This window comes from Dysgonomonas sp. ZJ709, assembly GCF_011039195.1.
In the GTDB taxonomy this organism is placed as follows: Bacteria; Bacteroidota; Bacteroidia; order Bacteroidales; family Dysgonomonadaceae; genus Dysgonomonas.
In genome coordinates, this window is sequence record NZ_JAAKEM010000003.1 from 21,414 (window position 1) to 43,940 (window position 22,527).

20 protein-coding genes are annotated in these 22,527 nt (G+C 36.1%); 14 read left to right on the plus strand and 6 right to left on the minus strand.

The window, feature by feature from the left end; genetic code table 11:
* Positions 1–24: 24 nt before the first annotated feature.
* Positions 25–1,017, minus strand: a complete 993-nt coding sequence (locus tag G7Y56_RS03445) for a hypothetical protein (protein ID WP_165041124.1) — start codon at positions 1,015–1,017, stop codon at positions 25–27.
* Between the two features lie 107 nt (positions 1,018–1,124).
* On the opposite strand from G7Y56_RS03445, the gene G7Y56_RS03450 reads away from it, so the two are divergent.
* The 10 genes from G7Y56_RS03450 to G7Y56_RS03495 all read left to right on the plus strand — a co-directional run bounded on the left by G7Y56_RS03450 (position 1,125) and on the right by G7Y56_RS03495 (position 8,956).
* Positions 1,125–1,472 carry a hypothetical protein gene (locus tag G7Y56_RS03450; RefSeq protein WP_165041126.1) on the plus strand — a complete coding sequence of 116 codons (348 nt, stop codon included), beginning with the start codon at positions 1,125–1,127 and terminating at the stop codon, positions 1,470–1,472.
* 27 nt (positions 1,473–1,499) lie between these two features.
* Complete coding sequence (gene tsaD, locus G7Y56_RS03455; RefSeq protein ID WP_165041128.1) at positions 1,500–2,516, plus strand: tRNA (adenosine(37)-N6)-threonylcarbamoyltransferase complex transferase subunit TsaD; 1,017 nt, start codon at positions 1,500–1,502, stop codon at positions 2,514–2,516.
* 23 nt (positions 2,517–2,539) lie between these two features.
* Positions 2,540–2,827, plus strand: a complete 288-nt coding sequence (locus G7Y56_RS03460) for a YciI family protein (RefSeq protein WP_165041130.1) — start codon at positions 2,540–2,542, stop codon at positions 2,825–2,827.
* Positions 2,828–2,830: 3 nt separating this feature from the next.
* A complete protein-coding gene (locus G7Y56_RS03465) occupies positions 2,831–4,066 on the plus strand; it encodes a M48 family metallopeptidase (RefSeq protein WP_165041132.1) in 1,236 nt (411 codons plus the stop codon).
* A gap of 71 nt (positions 4,067–4,137) precedes the next feature.
* Positions 4,138–4,920 carry a hypothetical protein gene (locus G7Y56_RS03470; RefSeq protein ID WP_165041134.1) on the plus strand — a complete coding sequence of 261 codons (783 nt, stop codon included), beginning with the start codon at positions 4,138–4,140 and terminating at the stop codon, positions 4,918–4,920.
* A gap of 18 nt (positions 4,921–4,938) precedes the next feature.
* Entirely contained in the window at positions 4,939–5,703 is a 765-nt protein-coding gene (locus tag G7Y56_RS03475) for a hypothetical protein (RefSeq protein WP_165041136.1), read from the plus strand.
* 30 nt (positions 5,704–5,733) lie between these two features.
* Positions 5,734–6,954 carry a CinA family nicotinamide mononucleotide deamidase-related protein gene (locus G7Y56_RS03480; RefSeq protein ID WP_165041138.1) on the plus strand — a complete coding sequence of 407 codons (1,221 nt, stop codon included), beginning with the start codon at positions 5,734–5,736 and terminating at the stop codon, positions 6,952–6,954.
* A 32-nt stretch (positions 6,955–6,986) separates the two neighbouring features.
* A complete protein-coding gene (gene rnpA, locus G7Y56_RS03485; RefSeq protein WP_165025210.1) occupies positions 6,987–7,397 on the plus strand; it encodes a ribonuclease P protein component in 411 nt (136 codons plus the stop codon).
* Entirely contained in the window at positions 7,394–7,615 is a 222-nt protein-coding gene (gene yidD / locus G7Y56_RS03490; protein ID WP_165025213.1) for a membrane protein insertion efficiency factor YidD, read from the plus strand. The genes rnpA and yidD overlap by 4 nt, the downstream gene beginning before the upstream one ends.
* Positions 7,616–7,864: 249 nt before the next feature.
* On the plus strand, positions 7,865–8,956 hold the full coding sequence (locus tag G7Y56_RS03495) for an FISUMP domain-containing protein (RefSeq protein WP_165041140.1): 1,092 nt from the start codon (positions 7,865–7,867) through the stop codon (positions 8,954–8,956).
* Between the two features lie 85 nt (positions 8,957–9,041).
* Here G7Y56_RS03495 and G7Y56_RS03500 read toward each other — a convergent pair whose 3' ends face one another.
* Positions 9,042–10,346: an amylo-alpha-1,6-glucosidase gene (locus G7Y56_RS03500; RefSeq protein WP_185153979.1), complete on the minus strand. Its 1,305-nt coding sequence runs from the start codon at positions 10,344–10,346 to the stop codon at positions 9,042–9,044.
* 230 nt (positions 10,347–10,576) lie between these two features.
* Between G7Y56_RS03500 and G7Y56_RS03505 the strand changes: the two genes are divergently transcribed.
* Positions 10,577–11,707: an OmpA family protein gene (locus G7Y56_RS03505; RefSeq protein WP_165041142.1), complete on the plus strand. Its 1,131-nt coding sequence runs from the start codon at positions 10,577–10,579 to the stop codon at positions 11,705–11,707.
* 166 nt (positions 11,708–11,873) lie between these two features.
* On the opposite strand, the gene G7Y56_RS03510 is transcribed toward G7Y56_RS03505, so the two are convergent.
* Positions 11,874–12,929 (minus strand): class I fructose-bisphosphate aldolase, encoded by a 1,056-nt coding sequence (locus G7Y56_RS03510; RefSeq protein ID WP_185153980.1) that lies wholly within the window; start codon positions 12,927–12,929, stop codon positions 11,874–11,876.
* 221 nt (positions 12,930–13,150) lie between these two features.
* On the opposite strand from G7Y56_RS03510, the gene G7Y56_RS03515 reads away from it, so the two are divergent.
* On the plus strand, positions 13,151–14,884 hold the full coding sequence (locus G7Y56_RS03515; RefSeq protein ID WP_165041144.1) for a phosphoenolpyruvate carboxykinase: 1,734 nt from the start codon (positions 13,151–13,153) through the stop codon (positions 14,882–14,884).
* A gap of 161 nt (positions 14,885–15,045) precedes the next feature.
* On the opposite strand, the gene G7Y56_RS03520 is transcribed toward G7Y56_RS03515, so the two are convergent.
* Together G7Y56_RS03520 and G7Y56_RS03525 are read right to left on the minus strand one after the other, a co-directional pair.
* Positions 15,046–16,587: a flotillin family protein gene (locus G7Y56_RS03520; protein WP_165041146.1), complete on the minus strand. Its 1,542-nt coding sequence runs from the start codon at positions 16,585–16,587 to the stop codon at positions 15,046–15,048.
* Between the two features lie 42 nt (positions 16,588–16,629).
* Positions 16,630–17,202, minus strand: a complete 573-nt coding sequence (locus tag G7Y56_RS03525; protein ID WP_165024665.1) for an NfeD family protein — start codon at positions 17,200–17,202, stop codon at positions 16,630–16,632.
* A gap of 311 nt (positions 17,203–17,513) precedes the next feature.
* Between G7Y56_RS03525 and G7Y56_RS03530 the strand changes: the two genes are divergently transcribed.
* Together G7Y56_RS03530 and pheT are read left to right on the plus strand one after the other, a co-directional pair.
* Complete coding sequence (locus G7Y56_RS03530; RefSeq protein WP_165041148.1) at positions 17,514–19,091, plus strand: hypothetical protein; 1,578 nt, start codon at positions 17,514–17,516, stop codon at positions 19,089–19,091.
* A gap of 183 nt (positions 19,092–19,274) precedes the next feature.
* Positions 19,275–21,740 (plus strand): phenylalanine--tRNA ligase subunit beta, encoded by a 2,466-nt coding sequence (pheT, locus tag G7Y56_RS03535; protein WP_165041150.1) that lies wholly within the window; start codon positions 19,275–19,277, stop codon positions 21,738–21,740.
* Between the two features lie 74 nt (positions 21,741–21,814).
* Here pheT and G7Y56_RS03540 read toward each other — a convergent pair whose 3' ends face one another.
* Positions 21,815–22,447 (minus strand): DUF4377 domain-containing protein, encoded by a 633-nt coding sequence (locus G7Y56_RS03540; RefSeq protein ID WP_165041152.1) that lies wholly within the window; start codon positions 22,445–22,447, stop codon positions 21,815–21,817.
* Between the last annotated feature and the right edge of the window lie 80 nt (positions 22,448–22,527).

A 22,527-nucleotide genomic window follows, 5' to 3' on the forward strand; every position in this document is an offset into this window, starting at 1 on the left:
TTTAACTATTTCGATAATATCTGATCAAGGGTTATACTTCGATTCTTTCAATATTTCTTGAGGATCAAGAGTTATAATATCTTGTATTGACGCATTAGTTTTTTTTGCATATTGGAACACGATTTGCCAGCCAACCCACGCACCTACACGCCCAGGAGATTGGAGAGAAAGAGTAGAAGTATAAGGAGCATCGTTGACATATCTTGTTATAATCATATGATCGCTTGTGTATATATTACTCTGCTTGATCATTGTCTGCCAAACAGACTTCTCATTTTCTACACACCATTTAGTTTGGTCAGCGGTGTAACCAATTAAATCGTTCGCATTATAATCGGGTAGGAGAACAGATAATATATAAAGGATTTTTCCTTCTTCGACCATAGCTGATAAAAGTGTTTCCTGATCATCATTGTCCGATTTAATAATATCACTCATTATCCAGGCTTTCAGATAATCTCTGACAACCATTTTGGGTGTCATTTGCTGACGCTGATAAGGAGCGAAAAATTCTTGATAAGCAGGATAATTACTGCCCAAATATTTATCTGTAGATATTGAGATCATATTATTCAGTATGATTACATTCTCTTTAAATCCGGAAACATGCATTGCTAACTGAGGTAACGAAGCACCGGATAAATTTTCCGCTATCAATGCATTAGCCTTAGTTAATTCTTCTTCGTAAGAAGTAGTGTTATCAAAAGTCTTTAATGCATCTTTATATATTTTTTGAAGTGCTGCATGCGAAAAATATTCGCGAAGATCAGGAAAGAAAGCCGGATCGTTTGCTGCTAGCTGATTGATTGTTATTTGTCCTAGCGCAGGAAGCAAGGCCGGATATTTACTTTTTAGAGCAGATTCTTTTTCTGTCGCAGGGTTTTGTATATAGTCATTCAAATCCCTATCGAAACGCATTATCGACACTTTATCTTGTTGTTCATTATCCTTTTTCACCGTGCTTGAGCAACCGATAAAAGAGAATAGTATAATGAGTAGGTAACTAATTTTTTTCATATCTAACCTTTTAAGTATTCTTACTTTGTGCTGATAGTTTTATTTTCTACTTTTGCCTAATGAACTACAAACTTACATTTATTTATTAATTAATAACGTAAAAAACAATGGGATATTTTAGAGGAGTTGATCTTAACTCCAGCGAGAGATTTGTATATGTATACTCAGGCACATCACAATCAGAATTAGAAAACATAATTAATGAGAAAATGCTATCTATCGGATATAAACATTTAGGCAATGGCTTATATGAAAAGGGTAATCGCATAATGAGATTAATATTGGGTGCTATGTCTAAATATTTCAAATTTCAGGTATCACTAGATGCTAGCAATCCGGAAGAAATAAAAGTAGGAGTGGCGAAAGCGACATCTGGTATGTCAGGTGGTTTGATCGGAATGAATCAGGTGAAAACTGAATTGATGCATCTAAGAAAAATTTTCGAATCAATATAATTCATATTAAAGTGAATTTTTAAATATATGATAACTATATTAGGAATAGAGTCGTCTTGCGATGATACAGCTGCGGCGGTCATACAAGATGGCGTTCTTTTATCAAACATAATATCTAGCCAGAAGGTACACGAAAGCTACGGCGGCGTTGTACCCGAACTGGCTTCGCGTGCACATCAGCAGAATATAATACCTGTGGTAGATCAAGCATTGGCAAAAGCAGGTGTTAAACGTGAAGACCTGACTGCTATCGCTTTCACCAGAGGCCCCGGATTGATGGGTTCGTTGCTTGTAGGCACATCTTTTGCTAAAGGTCTGTCTTCGGCTTTAAATATCCCGATGGTGGATGTTAATCACTTACATGCGCATGTATTGGCTCATTTTATCAAAGAAGATAAAGACGATGACAATCAACCGCAGTATCCTTTTCTTTGCTTATTGGTATCGGGTGGTAATTCCCAGATTATCGTTGTAAAATCGTATAAAGAAATGGAAATAATAGGGCAGACCATAGACGATGCCGCAGGTGAAGCATTCGACAAGTGCGCCAAAGTGATGGGGTTAGGCTATCCCGGAGGACCAGTTGTAGACCGTTTGGCTAAGCTTGGAGACGCAAACAGGTTTAAGTTTAATAAACCGCATGTAAAAGGTTACGACTATAGCTTTAGCGGACTAAAAACCTCTTTCCTTTACTTATTGCGCGACGAACTAAAAAATGACGCTGACTTCATAGAAAAGAACAAAGAAGATTTATGCGCATCACTTCAAAAAACAATTATCGATGTACTGATGGACCAAGTGCGAAAAGCAGCCAAAGATTTAAATATCAAAGAAGTTGCAGTAGCCGGAGGAGTATCAGCTAATTCGGGATTGCGTGCAGCCTTCGAAGATCATGCCAAGCGTTTCGGGTGGAAGATACACATTCCTCCATTTGGTTACACTACCGACAATGCAGCTATGATAGCCATGACAGGCTATTTTAAATATCTGGATGGTGAGTTTTGCGAAATGAGTGCTGCTCCTTTCTCGCGCGTTGTAATGTAAATAGATAACCAAACTGAAATTGTATGTTTATTGCTCTGTTATCGTATAAAGTTCCTATTGAGGAGGTCGAAAAATATATTGACAGGCATGTCGAATATTTAAATAAATATTACGCATCAGGTCATTTTATGGCATCGGGTAGAAAACTACCCAGAACGGGTGGCGTAATCTTGGCAAAATGTAGTGATAGGAGGGCTTTTGAGCAAATTTTGTCAGAAGACCCTTTCAATCAGAATAACATAGCAAACTACGAGATAATTGAATTTATGCCCACGATGACCAGCGAGCAACTAAAATTTCTGATGGATTAAATTATGAAAAACGAAACATTCTATTTCCTCCTAATTATTTTTATTTTCGTTCTCGACTTTTTCTGGACACAGTACCTGTCTTACCGCAATCGCAAAAGGATGAGTCCTGAGATTCCTCCACAACTCGAAGGAATATACGATAAAGAAGAGTATACAAAACAGCAGGCTTATCAGAAAGTTAACAGCCGATTCGGTTTATACACCGGCCTATTTTCTTTCGTTGTATTATTGGGTATTTTGCTGTTAGGCGGTTTTGGTTGGTTAGATAATTTATTGAGGCAATATATTGATAATGAAATATGTCTTACTCTTTCATTTTTCGGAGTTATTTACGTAGCCAATGAGATTATATCTTTACCTTTTAGCTATTACGGAACATTTGTGATTGAAGAACGATTCGGTTTCAATAAATCCACGAAGAAAATATTTTGGCTGGATCAGCTTAAAAGTCTTCTACTTACAATCATTTTAGGTGGAGTTATACTTGCTTTGATCACATGGCTATACAGCAGTTTAGGTTCTCTTGCTTGGTTATATGCATGGGGTGTGATTACCATCTTTTCACTGTTCATGACGCTTTTCTACTCAAATATAATTGTACCTCTTTTCAACAAACAAACTCCACTCGAAGAGGGAGAGTTAAGAAACGAGATCGAAGCTTTCGGACGAAAAGCAGGTTTCGGTATCAATAATATTTATGTGATGGACGCTTCGAAACGTTCGTCAAAAGCAAATGCCTATTTTACCGGTTTTGGCTCAAAGAAACGTATTGTACTTTTCGATACATTGATCAATGATCTTACTACGGACGAAATAGTAGCCGTACTTGCTCACGAGATAGGTCATTATAAGAAAAAACATACATTGCAAAGTATGCTTATCTCTATACTTTATGCAGGGGCAGTATTGTTTATCCTTTCTTTATTCTTAGGAAATCCATACATTGCAATGGCTTTGGGTGGCAATGTTCCATTGTTTCACTTAGGATTAATAGCATTCTCATTACTATTTACCCCAATCTCCTTATTTTTAGGTATATTATCGAGTGTTCTTAGCCGCAAAAATGAATATCAAGCAGATGCTTATGCTGCAAGTTTCGGCTATTCAGAATATTTGGTAAGCGGATTAAAGAAATTATCAGTCAAATCGTTAAGCAATCTAAATCCCGATCCGTTGTATGTATTTTTCTATTATTCACATCCAACTTTGCTGCAACGTATGAAGATGCTTCAAAAATAAGAGTAATATTTTCTTCTTTTTAGATCAACATCATTCATAGAATATGTACATTTAGGCACAAATTGAAAACTATGAAACGATATATAATCTTCTTTATTTTAGCTTTGTTTACTCTGGGTATTTCCGCTCAAACCAGAGGTCATAATAATCGCCGACCCGCCGGAAAAATTTCATTAGATATACATGACAATCTACAATATGAAAATAAAAAAGGCTTTACAGCATCGCTATCAAAAGACATATTCGATAACCATACTTACAAAGATAGTAATGGCAATGAAATAATATATTCAAAAGAACTATGGCCAAAATTCTTAGGCTATTATCAAGATGATGAATATGAACTGTTTTATTGGCTTATAGATAGCCATCAACGTAAAACTAATAATAAAGAAAGTTACAAGATAGATATTTTCGGAGCATTACAATATCAGGGGAATGATGGTCTAAACGCTTCTCTTTCGAAAGATGTGTTTGACAATAAAATATATCAGGATAGCAGAGGGAATAAGGTAAGTTATTCCAAAGAATTCTGGCCAGAAATATATGCCGATTTTCATGGTGATGAAATCAACATACTTTATTGGTTACTAGACCGTTTTTGGAAGATAGAAAGGTATCAGGAAGAGTACTCTGTCGATATTTTCGATAGCCTCAAGTTCAAAAATAATAAGAACAATTCAGCATCTCTCTCCAAAGATGTATTTGATAATAAAGTATATAAAGATAGCAATGGCAATGATATAAAATATAAGCCTAGTGCTTGGAATAAGATAATAAAGAAGAATGGCAGCGAGCAAAAAGCTTTTATCTCCCTTATATATAGCCATTTATTGAATCTTCCTAATGAATAATATTAATGATATTAAAATATGCTTAAAAGAATAATCGTTATCAGTTTCTGCTTACTTGCCTATTATTCTCTTTACTCTCAATCTACACAGGCAATACATGTAATGGTAGCTCTTTGCGACAACCAATATCAAGGTATAGTAAAAGTGCCCAAAGGAATAGGAAACGGTCAAGATCCGCATACAAATCTGTATTGGGGATGCGGATATGGTATTCGCACTTATTTTAAAAAAAGTGCCGATTGGAAAGAAGTAAAACGATATAAAGTAGATGATATACGGTTGGAACGAATCGTTTTTAAACATAAAACGAAGAACTTCTACCTTGTAGCTGATGCTTATGATGGTAAAAATATAAAAGAATGTACCATTGATTTTCTTAATTCATGCTCGGGTGCCAAGAAAGATACATTGATGGTTGGTAATACTGTTATCGGGCTGAATGGCAATGCCAAGTTGGTATCTTATATCGGACATAACGGATTGATGGATTTCTCCCTGCAAAATACATATCAAAGTAAAGATGATCAAAAGCGCGATGCTATAATTTTGGCATGTGCCAGTAAACAGTATTTTGCTCCCTATCTCAGGTCAGCAAAGGTAAATCCGCTGCTTTGGACAACACATTTGATGTGTCCCGAAGCATATACCCTTCATGATGCAATAGACACTTACATAAATGGTGGCGATGATGCCGCTGTAAGAATTAGCGCTGCTACAGCCTACAATAAATATCAAAAATGCGGATTAAACGGAGCCAAGCGACTTTTGGTTACCGGCTTCTAATTTTTATAACGATCAATACAACTATAAATAATGAAAACAGCAATTGTAACTATTGGTGATGAGATACTTATCGGACAAATTGTAGATACCAACTCTTCTTGGATGGCACAGAAGATGACTTTAGCCGGATTTGAAATTGAAGAGAAGGTTGCTATTGGTGATGATGCCCAACAAATCAAAAATACCATAGACGATGTCTTTCAACGTGTTGATGTTATTTTAATGACCGGAGGTTTAGGACCTACAAAAGACGATATAACAAAGAAAACACTTTGTGACTATTTCGGAACATCGCTTGTTTTTGATGATACTGTGCTCGAAAATATTAATAATGTAATAACCAATATCACCTCTCTGAACGAATTAACGCGCAATCAAGCTTATGTACCAATGGATTGTACTGTGATTCAAAATAAGGTAGGGACTGCACCTATTACATGGTTCGATTATAAAGATAAAGTTCTGGTATCTTTACCGGGCGTACCTTACGAAATGAAATATGTAATGGAGTGTGAGATAATACCTCGTCTCAAAGCAAAATATGAAACAGTATCGTATGTGAACAAGGTGCTTATAGTTGGCGGATATACCGAATCTGCACTCGCTATTCATTTGACAGATTTTGAAAATGACTTACCCGAAGGATTTGGTTTAGCTTACCTTCCCTCTCTTGGTCTGATGAAACTCCGCTTATTTGTGAAAGGCGAGCATCGCAGACCTGAATTGGATGCGCAAGTAAAGAAATTGGAGGACTTACTAGGGGAAGCTATTTTAGCCGAGAAGGATATTTCGATCGAAAAAATACTGGGAGAGCATCTTTTTGAGAAAGGATTGACTCTAGCTACTGCTGAGAGTTGCACAGGGGGAAATATTGCCCATCTCATTACGTCTGTCGCAGGTTCTTCTCGCTATTTTAAAGGCAGTATTGTTTCTTACGCCAACGAAGTTAAAGTAAATATGCTGAATGTCTCTCAACAGTCTCTCGATCAGTTTGGAGCAGTAAGTGAAACAATTGTGATAGAAATGGCAAAGGGTGTACAAAAAGCGCTTAATGTAGATTGTGCTATTGCAGTATCAGGAATTGCCGGACCAGACGGTGGTACAGACGAGAAACCGGTTGGAACAGTCTGGATATGTACCATGTATAAGAATAAATGTCTTTCCCGAAAATATCAATTAGGTAAGTATCGGGAATCAAATATTATGCGTGCAACAAATATTGGTATGTTACAGTTGTTGGAAATACTATAACTTGTTACCTTTGTCCGTATAAGCTTATATAGATGATAGAAAATTCAACTCCTTCAAATACGTTTCCAAAGAATGAGAAATTATGTAGCCAAAAGTCTATAGACCGACTTTTTGCACAAGGAGAGTCTTTCATAGCCTATCCGTTGCGGGTAGTCTATTTCGTAGAGGATGAATTGAATGAAGAAAAACAGGTGCCAACTGTATTAGCCAGTGTGTCGAAAAAGAAGTTTAAGAGAGCAGTTAAACGAAATAGAGTAAAGCGCCTAATCCGAGAGGCATATCGATTAAACAAGCAGCCTATTCATGATCTGCTGAAAGTAAATGGAAAAAGGTTGGAGATTGCTTTCCTATACCTAAAAGACGAGTTGCCGACCTACGGGGAAATAGAAAAATCGATGTTAAAGACAATCAACCAGCTATCAGATAGATTTGAGAATAAATGAAAAAGCTACTTTCTTATATTCTTTTAGGACCCATATATTTCTACCGCTATTTTATTTCTCCAATGCTGCCAGCAGCATGTAGATATACGCCCACCTGTTCTGACTATGCAGTGCAAGCGATAAAGAAATATGGTCCAATCAAAGGCTTCTGGCTCGCAGCAAAGCGAATTAGCCGTTGCCATCCTTGGGGAGGGCATGGATACGATCCGGTTCCCTGAATTATAGAGAATTTGAATTAATAGTATAAGCTTGAGATAGACTCATACCTGATAACATATTATTATTAAACATTTTAAGTTTTTAATGAATTGAAAATTTGCTCGATAAAAATATAATTGCTTACTTTTTTATTTTACCTTTATCTAATATTTTAATAGTTTTTGCTCAATTAATTATTTGCGCATAGACAATATATAAAACCTATTCACAAATTAAATTACGTCCTAAAATCATTACGCAAACAGATTATGAACACATTTAAAATAATGTATGTATCTACATTTCTTATTTTGAACATCTTAATATTAGACTTGAGTGCTCAGGTGACAGTAGGTTCAAATGAGACTCCAAGTCGAGGCTCTCTGTTGCAATTAAAAAATGTAGATGGAGTAACTGATGGTAGTTCTAATGCCACCAAAGGCTTAGGCGCACCCCGTGTCGCTCTTACTAATAAGTACGAACTATATCCAATGTTTATTGATGCAAAGACTGGCTTGGAAACAGTTGAATATACAAATAATAAACTGTCATTAAAAGATAATCATATTGGTTTAATCTTGTATAACGTAACAGAAAAGAATGTGCTATGCACAGGTGTATTTGTCTGGAACGGTATTGAGTGGACATCTATATCAGGTGAAAATAAAGGTTTTGAAATAGTAACAGATAAAGATGGGAACTCATATCCGGCACGAACTTTCAATAATGCCGGCACTTGGATGCTTGAAAACTTGAGAGTAAAACAGTATGCAACAGGTATATCTTTGACTCAGGGATTTGTTGCAAATGCATCGGATAAATATTATCAATATCCTGACAATAATACGGGCTCTACATTTCAGTTGCATCCTGAATACGGATTACTATATTCGTGGGCTGCAGCCACAAATGGAAAAACGGGAACAGTCGATGAAGGAGCTCTAGGCCATGCAGCAGTGCAAGGTATTTGTCCCGATGGATGGAAATTACCTTCCAATAAAGACTGGCAAACTTTGATTGATGAGGTTGCGGCCAATCCCACATTATATGGCTCTGGTAAATCTACAGCGGTAACTGATGTTGCCATTAATATGAAATCTACAACTAAAGTACTTACTACAGCGACAGGAGGATTGAGCTATCCTATATGTCACGGTGCAGGACTTAATATATTGCTCACAGGACATATAAATGTTGGTGTACGGTATGGTTTGGGTTCTAACATATCCTTATGGGCTAGTAGTACTAAATCCGCAACAAACGGATATTTTCGTCGGTTATATGATACCGAAAACCATGTTTTTCAAGGAGATTTTGGTATTAGCAGTGGAATGGCTTATATCCGTTGTATGAAAAACTAATTATTCATAACTCGCATATTAATATAAAATAAAATGCAGCAATTAGGAAATTTCCTAATTGCTGCATTTCTGTCTGTAAGTAAATTTATTTCTTCTCTTCAAGCATCTTTATTGCTTTCCACAATACACCTGCTGAACCTCTGAACATTCCTGAGCCTTTAGGCTCACCCGCAGGCGTCCACCACTCGTAGAAACCATTATGTTTGATAACTCTATCCAACATAGGAGATAATGCTTCGTAGGCTTCGTCATAAAATCCATTAGCTACTAACTGTTGAACCATACGTCCGCCAAACCATGTCCAATCTCCACCATTTTGGTAGCCATATTCATGCATGCCCGGATTTTTGAAAAAACCATTCGGATATACAGGATACATTGTCAGCCCGATGGTCTGCGCTCCTGCTGCTTTTACATTTTCCTGCATTTTTTTGTATGCAGTCTTTATTTCTTCCTTGCTTAATAAGCCTGCTTCTATAGCCACAGCTGTTCCACCATGATAGTAGATTGCATTTTCGTTAAAGTCGGCAGGAAATGGTGAACCATTTAGATAAATATGTGGGATAAATTTTTGATTGGCTTCGTCCCATAGGTGCTTACGTGTATTATCAGCTATTTTTTTATGTGTTTTTGCCCACATATCTTTTATATTCTGGTCTGTAACGAGATTTATATAATTATCAATAGCGATAAGGAACATTGCATTGTCATATATATCAATTGTAAAGTGTGACGAACTATCGATGTACACACCCCAGTCATGTTCAGGCTGCACATCGCCCCAATCGGCTGTTGTAGCTCCCCATAGCAGACCATACTCTTCATTGTATCTTTCCTTCAACAAGAAGTTCAGTGCATCCGACATACGTTCCTGTACCGACCTTCCTGCAATCTCTTCTTTCAAGAAGTCTTTGTCTCCGGTAGTCGTTACATATTTATATATAGCCTGAATAAGAGAAGTCTCCTGATCCGTTTCTACAGTATTCTTATGAGCTGCAAATTCGGGGGCTAATTCGCTAAAGAAAAATGTACCGCCATTTGCATTTTTGATAGCTGTATATCCATCTACTATATTGCCATCCGTTCCTTGAAATTTAAAAAACGTAAGCAATGCATCTTTCAATTTCTCCGTATCTGATACTTTGCAAGCCGGTTCTACAAAAGTATTTAAGTCGCGAATCCAAACTTCAGAATATCCGTCCCCCGCATTGAAACCTGATTTGATGAGATCTTCCGCTTTCTGTGACACAGTACTTAGTCTTTCATCAGCACTAATTTTAGCTGATAGCTCCGGACTCATAGCTGTATTTGTATTGTTGCAAGCTATAAACGACATCGAAATGAGAAATAGAGCAGAACCGTTTATCAACTGACGAAAATGTATTTTCATTTTTTAGAGATATAAGTGATTATTAGTATTGTTATTAAGTATTATTATTTGTATATACATATATACAAATGTATTAAAATAAATTATACAAATCAAAAAATATAGTGAAAAAAGAAAAAAAGTAACTAGAAAACTTGTTACATTTGGCGTATTATTACCTCAAGTATAGAACAAAAATAAACAATAAGGTGTTCTATTAGGTAGTTTAATATTAACATAGTAAATACAAGATGAAAAAAATTATTTTAACAGTTGCTGCACTATCGTTGGCAATATCAGGCTTTGCACAAGAAAAAGGTCTAAAAAAGTATGGCTTTGGAGATAATTGGTTTATTCAAGGACAAGTCGGAGGTTCATACACTTTTAGTGAATATAACCGTGACGCTTCATTAGGCGATGTTCTAAGCCCACATGTAGCATTATCTGCAGGTAAATACTTTTCTCCTGAAATAGGTGCTCGTTTACAAGTAGGTGGATGGGAGTCTAAAAATTATTTTGCGCCTCTTGATAAATCTTACAAGATTAATTATATCCAAACTAGTGTTGACGGATTATTGAATCTAACAAATCTGTTCACAACATATGAAGGTGATAAACCATTCAATCTAATAGGTATCTTAGGGGTAGCGTATGTTCATGGTTTTGAAAATACTACTACTTATTATGCTGCTAGAACGAATAGCATTATCCCACGTATTGGTTTACAAGGTGATTTTCGTTTAAATGACGATCTAAGTATCAACTTAGAAGCTATAGGTAATTTAATGCCAGATAGATTCAATGGTAATGTTGAAGGAAAGAACTATGATGGTACTCTAAATGTATTAGCTGGTTTGACTTACAGATTTAACAAAAAAGGTTTTGAAACAGTTGATGTTCTAGATCCTGCACAAATTAGATCATTAAATGACCAAATTAATCAACAAAGAGCTCAATTAAACGAAAAAGACAAGCAAATAGCTGAAGTTAAAGCTGCGTTAGCTGCTAAACCTGAGCCGGTAGCTCCAATTGTTAAACAAGTAGTAGGCGATACAGAAGTATTGATGAATGCTGTTGTAGTATTCCGCCTAGGAAGTGCTAAACTAGAGCAAAATCAAGATATCAATATCTACAATGCTGCCAAATATCTACAAGAAAATCCTTCAGTGAACATCACTGTTACAGGTTATGCTGATAAGAGTACAGGCACAGCCGCTATCAACCAACGTCTATCTGAGCAACGTGCTAAAGCTGTTGCCGATATCCTTACTGACAAATATGGTATCGCTGCATCTCGTATAACTGTTGAAGCAAGTGGTGACAGAGTACAACCATTCCAAATCGATGCTTGGAATCGTGTAGTTATTTTCACAGCAAAATAATACAAGTGTAATATATAAAAAGAGCTATCCAATGGGTAGCTCTTTTTTGTATATGGAAGAATTTAGTCTGATTAAAAGGACATAGAAAGGATAGATAAAAATATAGCAGTAAGACTATCTTACTGCTATATTTTTGTATTAATTAAATAAATCTCGTCAATCTTATTTATGCCAAAGTTATGCTATCATCCAAATAAACATCTTGAATAGTATGAATAAGTTCTATACCTTCTTTCATTGGCTTTTGAAATGCTTTACGTCCACAGATCAACCCCATACCTCCAGCACGTTTATTTACAACAGCAGTAAATACAGCATCCTTAAGATCCGAAGAACCATGAGATTCTCCACCAGAGTTTATCAACCCTGCACGTCCCATGTAACCATTCGCTACCTGATAACGACAAAGATCGATTGGATGATTGGTCGATAATTCCGTATACATACGAGGATCAGACTTACCAAAGTTAATTGCAGTAAATCCACCATTATTTGTAGGCAATTTTTGTTTCACTATATCTGCTTTTATAGTTACTCCCAAATGGTTTGCTTGTCCGGTAAGATCCGCAGCAGAATCATAATCCACACCGTCTTTCTTAAATCCACTATTTCTTAAGTAACACCAAAGAATAGTTGCCATGCCTAGTTCATGAGCATATTCGAAAGCTTTAGCTACATCTACAATTTGGCGTCTGCTTTCGGGCGAACCAAAATAAATCGTTGCACCAACAGCAGCAGCTCCCATATTCCATGCATCCTTAATTGTACCAAACATTATCTGATCATACGAGTTAGGGTAGGATAGAAGTTCATTGTGATTGATCTTAACCACAAAAGGAATTTTATGAGCATATTTACGAGCTACTGAACCTAATACTCCATAAGTCGACGCAACTGCATTGCAATCAGCCTCAATAGCAAGTTTTACAATGTTTTCAGGATCAAAATATATAGGATTAGGAGCAAACGAAGCACCTGCTGAATGTTCTATTCCTTGATCGATAGGTAAAATTGATAAGTATCCGGTACCGGCCAAACGCCCATGTCCAAATAAACGCTGCAAACTGTTAAGTGTCGGTATATTTCGATCCGAATTAATCCAAATATCATCGATTACATTCGATTGAGGAGCATGAATTAACGACTTATCGATAGTCTTACAAACATGGTTTAATAACAATTCACTTTGATCTCCTAGTAGTGTAGAAATTTTTGAAGCCATAATTATTTAGTTTTAGATTTGTGATATAAAGAGTAAACAAGTAGTCATTCGAATTAGTTTTGAAATAAGCATTATATGCCATATTTTAAAACAAAAATTAACGAACGGGCTTATTTAAAACGAATCAAAATAACTCCAAAAATAAAATATTTCGCTATCTTTGCTAAGATTTGGGGAATAAGATTTCTTCTTAATATTAATTTAACCAGATATATTACATTATGTTACATGAATTTACACTTTCACGTGGAAGAGCAATGATCAATTTTACATTGAAATATTGTGACACAAAACAGAAACTCTTAAATAGTTATGGATTTAGACGCGTTATAGAATCTTTCGTAAAACAAGTATTAAAGAAAGAGGAGCAAGTAATCTATGATTATTATATTAAAGACTTCAAATCGGAAGATGATTTAATTGACTCTATTATAGAAGTATTCAAACTATTAACAGTTTTCAGCATAGATGAAGTTGTAGCAGTAGATAATAAATATTCTAAATTCTTTGAAGATAAAGACTTATTTATCGAATTGACAGAATTATTATTTACATATTGGAAAAGACTTGAACGCTATACTGTTGTTCGAAACAATCGCTTAGGGGATGGCTTACAAAGTGTTCGTTTTATCCAAGCTAACGATATGTTTAACGATCTGCTACTTGCCACATTCCGTAGAATACAAGAAACGATAAATGGTCATGAAACCAGAGTTTATCGCCAGATGACAGCCGGTGCAAATGCAGGACTTACTCTTAACGAAGTAAACTGGAATTGCCCGATAGAATATAAAGGTTTGACATCAATACCTTTTATTAGTACCGTAGTATTCCAACCACCATTCATCTCTTATACTAAGAAAAATACACGAGATGGTATCTTCCAAGAACATCAACAAAATCCATTAGAGAATATTGTACTTAACGAAGATGATTGGTTTGTATTTCCTGCAAAAGTAGGAAGCATGCTTACTTTCGTTTATTTCCACAAGGACTTTATGGTTCACGGAATTGGCTTAGCTAATCTTTTCGAACTAGCGAAAGAAAGTGAATATATCGGCAAAAAACCGGATATTATCTACGTATTTGGCTATCCTGATGGGGAAGAAGAAAAACGCACATTCTACTATAAAGATAAAAAGAATGACATCCTTATCGGATATGCTAATTATTGCGACGATATCGACTATTTCGGTTATATGAAGAAAATGCTTTTAACACTTCACAATGTGAAACAAATAGAGCAAAACCGTCTTCCTATTCATGGTGCTATGGTTAATATCGTTCTTAAGAATGGTAAAGAATCTAACATCATTATTATGGGTGATAGCGGTGCCGGAAAATCAGAAAGCCTTGAAGCATTCCGTACATTAAACGAAAATTATATCCGCCATATGCGAATCATTTTCGATGATATGGGATATCTTAAGAAAGAAGAAGATGGTTCAATAAAAGGATATGGAACTGAAATCGGTGCATTTGTACGTGTTGACGACCTTGACCCTGCATATGCTTTTGAGCAATTGGATAGAGGTGTATATACCAATATGGATCAAATAAATGCACGTGTAACTATTCCGATTTCTACTTACGAAATCATCTCAAGAGGCTATCCTATCGACTACTTCTTATATGCTAACAATTACAACGAAGCTGAGAAGAAAATCCTTATATACGATAGTCTAGAAAAATCTATTCCGATTTTTGAAGATGGGGCACGTAAAGCTAAAGGAACAACAACAGAAAAAGGTCTTGTAAAATCATATTTTGCAAATCCGTTTGGTCCGGTTCAAGAGCAAGCTGAAACAGAAGTTCTTGTACGCTCTTACTTCAAGGACATGAAAGATGCAGGTGTTAAAATAGGAGAGATACATACTTCACTTGCTATTGATGGCAAAGCTAAAGATGGTCCTAGATTAGCAGCTGAAGAGCTATTCTCGTTGATTAATGAGTAATTAGACAATTATATATTTAAAATAAGGGTTACCCGATTGGGTAACCCTTATTTTTTTATCAACTGCACCGTACCTAAACAATGTAACAACAGGATGAAAACCACATATAAAAAAGCAGGGATACCAATATGATACCCCTGCTTCTATATTAAAATAAACTATTATTTATCCTTCTTTTTATCTTCTTTCACCTCTTCTGCAGGAGCTAAAGGAATAGTTATGCCATTCTTTTCTGAGTTACCTTTCAGATACGAAGGGAGATTCAATCCAGCCATGTTGAACAAATCATTCAATGGAGGAACAGACTTCATAAGACCCGACATAAAGTTGGCTGTACTAGTATTTCCATTATCAGCACCATTTCCCGAATCCCATACAGTAATCTTATCAATCTTAATGTTCTTAATAGCTTCCACCTGTGTTTTAACCAACTCAGGAAGTTTCTCTATTAACAATAATTGATAAGCAGCAACAGGATCACCACCTGCGGCACCTACTACATCTTTATAACCTTGGGCTTGTTTAGTCAATATTTCGAATAGACCACGAGCTTCTGCATCCATCTTAGCATAAATAGCATCTGCTTCTCCGCGTGCTTTCTCACGAATTTGCTCTGCTTGAGCTTGTGCCTCGATAATAGCTTTTTGTTTCTCTATCTCTGCAGGAACTACCACATTCGCAATCTGAGTCGAACGCTCTCTTTCCGAACGGGCAAGCTCTGCCTTTTGCTCAGCAACATAAGCCTCTTCAAGAGCTTTCGCTTGTTGTACTTTTTCTGCAGAAACCGCAACACGTGCTGCTTCTGCTTCTTTTTCACGTCTTAAAGCATCTGAACCTGCAATTTCGATCTTAGATTCATTTTCACCTTTGACCGCAATAGCATTTGCTTCGGCTGTCTTAACACGAGTATCTCTGGTTGCTTCTGCTTTACCAATAGACTCATCTCTTGCAGCAGCAGCAATACTCACTTCTCTATCTTTTTGTGTAATGGCAATCTTAACATCGCGATCTCTATGAGTTTCAGCAATCTGAACATCACGTTCACGATCGGCCATTGCCTTACCAGTTTCTCCTATTTTTTCTTGCTCAGCTACACTAATCTTCGCTTCATTAATAGCTTTTGCAGCAGCTTCTTTTCCTAAAGCATCAATATAACCCGATTCGTCATTAATATCGGTAACGTTTACGTTTATCAGCTTCAAACCAATTTTACGCAATTCTGTATCAACATTTTTAGATATATTGTCTAGAAATTTATCACGATCCGAATTGATCTCTTCAATCATCATCGTTGCAATAACAAGACGTAATTGTCCAAATAATATATCTTTCGCCAATTCTTGAATTTGAGCCGTAGCCAATCCTAGTAGTCTTTCGGCAGCATTATTCATATTTTCCTTTTCTGTCGAAATGGCAATAGTAAATCGACAAGGTACATCGACACGTATATTCTGTTTACTCAGCGCACTCGTCAGATTTGCTTCTATAGAAATAGGCTTCAAATCTAAATAGGCAAAATCTTGGACAACAGGCACAATAAATGCTCCTCCACCGTGTATACACTTTGCAGAGGCTCCACCTGTCTTTCCATAAACGACCAATATTTTGTCTGACGGACAACGTTTGTACCTTGATACCATAGCCGAGATAAGTACAAAAACGACTATAATAATAGCAGCAACTACAATAATTTCATTTGGCATGTTTGTTTAAGTTTTAAATTGTTTATGATTGTTTTTGTTGATTTAAATCATTGGGCTAACAATAAGTATATTGTTATTTACACCTGTTATCTTCACAAGAGTACCGGGTCTTAGGGCTTCTTCATTCGAAGTCACTGCCTCCAACTCGTGCATTGCCCCTTTCACACTGATAGATACCTTACCTTTACCTGATTTGCCAGCAGGAATTGTAGTATATACTTCTGCTGTTTTATCTATTGTATCATCAATATTAAATGAATTATCTTCTGCCAATCTCATCAGGCTTTTCATTACAAGGAAAAATATTGCAATAAATATCATCCCTACAACAAGAGCAATAGCACCCAGCAACACATTACTACCGATTACACCATACAGAGAAACTCCGGTCCAACCAAACCCGAGAAAGAAGTTGATCAAATTACGAAGCGAAAAAAGCTGGAAAGGATGGTCTACACTATCCAAATTGCCTTCAAACTCAGCATCTACCCCCGAATCCGAGTCCGCACCTATAAAGGTCATAATTGTCTGAATAACAAATATGATACTTGCCCCTATAGCAACATACCAGTAAAAGCGCTCTGTAGGCTCCATGACGTCGAAAAATTCTTTCATATAAGTATTTTATTTTAGGTAAATAGCTTTATACAAAACTAAGAATTTTTTTCGAACCTGTACCTTAGTCCATAACTTTTTATTACCTTTATCTTATTACAACATAATATAAGGATATACTTATAAAAAATAGGAAGATCTCAACAGCAATAAAAAGACGTAATTATTTTTTTTAAAATTGAACTTAATGGGCGATATATATGTTAAATTCATAAATAAACTTTAACTAATATCAAATTGAAAAAATAAAAACATACTCACATTCACAAAATGTATTTAGATAATAAACTTCCAAAAAACTAAGACAAGAAATGTATTCAAAAAAGATATTTCTAGTATTGGGTATTGTAGCAACTACAATATTCCCGCTCGCTCTTAGTGCACAAGTCACTATTGGTGCAAAAGAAAGTCCGGCTCAGGGCGCTATACTTCAACTGAAAGATGAAGGAGTGTATATTAACGGACAGACCGCAAGTAAAGGTCTGGGTATGCCACGCGTTGCACTTGTTAGCAATTCGTCGCTAAAACCTTGTTTAGAAACTGATGTGGAAGCTAATGATGCTAATAATAAAGCATCACACATAGGTTTATGTGTCTATAATGTAGGTGCAGAAAATACGGCATCTGCTGAAACTCAACTATGCAAAGGACTTCATGTTTGGAATGGACAAAAATGGACCCCACTGAATCCTTATCCTGCTCCTAATTATAATATATTAGAATGTGGACCAGGTCCTGATTTTACTATTAATTGTAGTACGATATCCATAAATGGCAGCTATAATTACAATCAAACTCTAAGCTCATCAAATACTGTAACTGTTAGTATTACTTCGCCTAGTAGTGAAACAGGCAAAAAAATTGTATTAAAAGGATATTATGAAGGAAACAGCGAGATAAGCTTTAGCACGGATGAAGGAATAACCTTGACTGGTGGAACACAAACTGTAACACTTAGAGGATCTGGCACCATTTCATCTTATAATTATAAAGACTTCGTTCTTGTATCTAATAGTAGTAATACAACAAATTCCAATTGTCCTTTTGAGGTGAGAGTTACATTGCCTGTATTAAGAATTGTAGGGGTCGGAGCTGAAAACTATCAACCTGCAAGTAAATCTGTCAATTCGAGATCTTACTCATTAATGAGCAGCGCTGCTGCATTTGGCAGTTCTTCAAGTGCTGTAGTGCCCACATCAGGATTTAATTTTGTAAGCTACCAATACCGAAGTGATGCGGAGTGGAGTGCCCTTTTTGCTTCAAAACCAGATATTATAATTAGAAGCTTTGACAATGCTATGAGTAATAATGTATCTGCCGCCTTAAAAACATATCTTGAAGCAGGAGGTATATTTATCGACTTAAATGATAACAATAATAAAAGTAATGCCGGAGTGAGAGCATTATATGGCACATCAGCAACTTCTAGCACAGATTCAGGAGGGGCAGGACCGCGTACCATTGAAAATGTAAACGACGAAATAGTAAATGGCCCTTTTTCTAAACCTCTTACCGGTAGTACTCTGGCTGGAAAAACTTGGTTTGAAGATGCTAGTCTAACTCAAGGAATACAGAATGTACCTTTAGATCAGATTATTATATATTCTTACAGCCCAACCAATGGATTGGTTGTAGCTTTTAGAGATAAAAAATTAAATTATTTCTATATTGGTGATGGTGGCTTCTTATCAGGTTATCTTCGTGCTGAAACATGCTGTTATCCTTTCCAAGTGGATAGTAACAACATGCCTATCGCGGCGTATGATGTATATGATGTAAATCAAGTGCGAAACAGATATAACTCATACTTCTTTGCCAACATCATGGCATGGGCTCTGAGACAAGCAACTACCAATGGTATTAATTATTCAAATGGAATTCCTAAATAAATAGTGATAAATCTATATGCATAAGAAGGGATGGATATCGATATCAAGGTATCCATCCCTTGACTTTTGAATAGATAAATTGTTTATCATATAATATTTTTATGTCTTTAGCACAGCATAAGTTTCACACATCTGATATATTTTGTATTTTTGACAAACTTTTTGACTAAAACAACATCATATATGAATATCTCGTACAATTGGCTGAAAGATTATCTAAAATTTGATTTATCACCAGAAGAAACATCTGCTGCACTAACATCTATCGGGCTCGAAACAGGCGGTATAGATGAAGTAGAAACTGTAAAAGGCGGTCTTGCCGGACTAGTTATAGGAGAAGTATTAACATGTACAGATCATCCCGATTCTGACCATTTGCACATTACAACTGTAAATGTGGGTGAAGTCGAACCTCTACAAATTGTTTGTGGTGCTGCCAATGTAGCCGCCGGACAAAAAGTAGTGGTTGCAACGGTAGGTACTAAACTATATTCGGGTGAAGAATCTTTTACTATTAAAAAATCAAAGATAAGAGGTCAGGAATCTTTTGGTATGATTTGTGCCGAAGACGAGATCGGAATAGGTACAAGCCACGAGGGTATCATCGTTCTTCCTGCTGATGCAAAGGTAGGTACACTTGCCAAAGATTATTATAATGTAAAAAGCGATTATATACTTGAAGTAGATATCACTCCCAACAGAGTGGATGCAGCATCACACTTTGGTGTAGCACGCGATTTGGCTGCATATCTCAAACAAAATGGCAAGGAATCTACCCTTACAAAGCCTTCCATAGACAGTTTCAAAATTGATATTACTGACGGAGGTATAAAAGTAAAGGTTGAAAATATCGACGCATGTCCTCGTTATACAGGGGTTACTATTAAAGGAATATCTGTAAAAGAAAGCCCTGATTGGTTAAAAGATCGTTTAACAGTTATTGGATTACGACCTATAAATAATATAGTAGATATTACAAATTATGTCCTTCACGAACTAGGGCATCCTCTTCATGCCTTTGACGCAAAATATATCACAGGCGGTGAAGTTATTGTAAAAACATTACCCGAAGGAAGTAAGTTTACAACCCTTGACGAACAAGTACGTACCTTAAGCAACAAAGACCTGATGATCTGTAACGATACGGAGGGCATTTGTATAGGCGGCGTATTTGGTGGCTTGAAATCGGGTGTAACAGAAGAAACTACTGACGTATTCTTAGAATGTGCTTATTTTAACCCTACATGGGTGCGTAAAACGGCCCGACGCCATGGCCTAAGTACTGATTCATCTTTCCGTTTCGAACGTGGCTGCGATCCGAATGATACTCTATACGTACTGAAACGTACAGCGTTGTTGATACAAGAGATAGCAGGAGGACAGATTGCAGGTGATACACAAGATATATATACAAGTCCAATCGCTAAACCTATTGTTGAATTATCGTATCAGAAAGTAAATTCATTGATTGGTAAAAATATAGAAAAAGAGACTGTAAAATCCATATTGAAAAGTCTTGAAATATATATTGAAAAAGAAACTGATGACATTCTTACATTGTCAATCCCCACATACCGTGTGGATGTGTTGCGCGATGTGGATGTGATAGAAGATATTCTTCGTATCTACGGATATAATAATGTTGAGATAGGGGATAACCTTAAATCGAATTTGTCTTATCAAACGCCAAGCGACAAAGGATATAACTTACAAAATATTATATCGGAACAATTGACCGGTAGTGGGTTTAATGAGATAATGAATAACTCTCTTACCAAAGAGTCTTACTATACTGATTCTATTTCGTATCCTATCAAAAACTCGGTTTACTTAATCAACCCTTTAAGTATTGATTTAAATGTGATGCGCCAAACACTTCTGTTTGGAGGATTGGAAAGCATTGCTTACAACCGCAATCGTAAGAACTCCGATATCAAGTTCTACGAATTTGGGAACTGCTATTTTTACGATGCTGATAAAAAAGTCGAAGGTGAAGCACTAAGAGAATATTCAGAGGAATTTCATTTGGGTATCTGGCTTAGCGGAAACAATGTAAGTAATAGTTGGGCAGCTGCAGATGACAAAACATCCGTATTTCAACTCAAAGCATATGTTGAAAATATATTGACACGCTTAGGCATAGCTTACGGAAAACTTGAGTACAAGCAATTCTCTAGTGATATTTATAGCACTGCTGTAACCATCAAATCTAAAGGAAAAGATAAATTATTGGGTACACTAGGTATCGTTAATAAGAAGATTTTAAAAACTGTCGATATTAATACTGAAGTCTATTTCGCTGAACTTAACTGGGATGCTTTGATGAAGGAAATTAAGAAACATGCTGTTATATCTTCCGATATATCTAAGTTCCCGTCAGTAAAACGTGATTTAGCTCTACTACTAGATAAGAATGTATTATTTGAAGATATAGAAAAAATAGCTTATAAAGTAGAGCACAAACTTTTGAAAGATGTTACGCTGTTTGATGTTTATGAGGGCAAGAATCTACCGGAAGGAAAAAAATCATACGCTGTAAATTTTGTGCTTCAGGATGATGAAAAAACATTGAACGACAAACAGATTGATGCAATTATGAAGAAAATGCAGACTACACTCGAAAGTGAGTTAGGTGCACAGTTACGATAAACAACGACATTTGTTAAATATAAAAAGGGGTTTACTTTTAAAATAAGCCCCTTTTATTTTCGTAGAAATTAATTTTACTGAACTAAATCCATAACGTCAGTTTCGAGCATATAAATGCCTTTGGCATGTGCCGGATGGATATGTTTAGCTTTGAATGCATATTCTTCGCCAACTACAGGTACAACTTTAGGCGAAGCAATAAGTTCGCAGTAAATGGTATCACCTTCTTTAAATTCAGGTGCAGAAGAACTGGTTACCTCAATTGCTAAAACAGTAGCTCTCATTCTTCCTGCAGCAGCGCCTCTACCTAAATTCTCCGAATCTGATGACAATACTTTACCGGTCCATTGATAGCCTGTTGCAGATGCGATAGAAGCAGGTAGATTAGTAGAAGTTGCAGGTGTTTTCAAAAGCTGCTTTACCATAATATATTTAATTGAAGACGCATCAGCCGGAACATTCTCGAGCTTCTCTTCCTTTACTTCTATTACGTATTCGTTTCCTTCTTCATAATTGAAACCTTCTATATTGGTATAGAAGTATTGCCAATCAGTAGCATTTCCTTTTTTGACTAGCATGCACTTTTGAGGGCCAACGCCAACACAATCGGCACTTTGAGAAGCAATAGTGTATTTAACTGTTTTATTTGAAGTACACGAAGCCATAACGAGTATTAGTGATAATGACAGATAGATTATTTTTTTCATTTTATTATATTTGATTTATATACTAAACAAGCCTAAAACAAAAAAGTTGACTTATTTATTCCAGAAAAACAAAGGGCTAC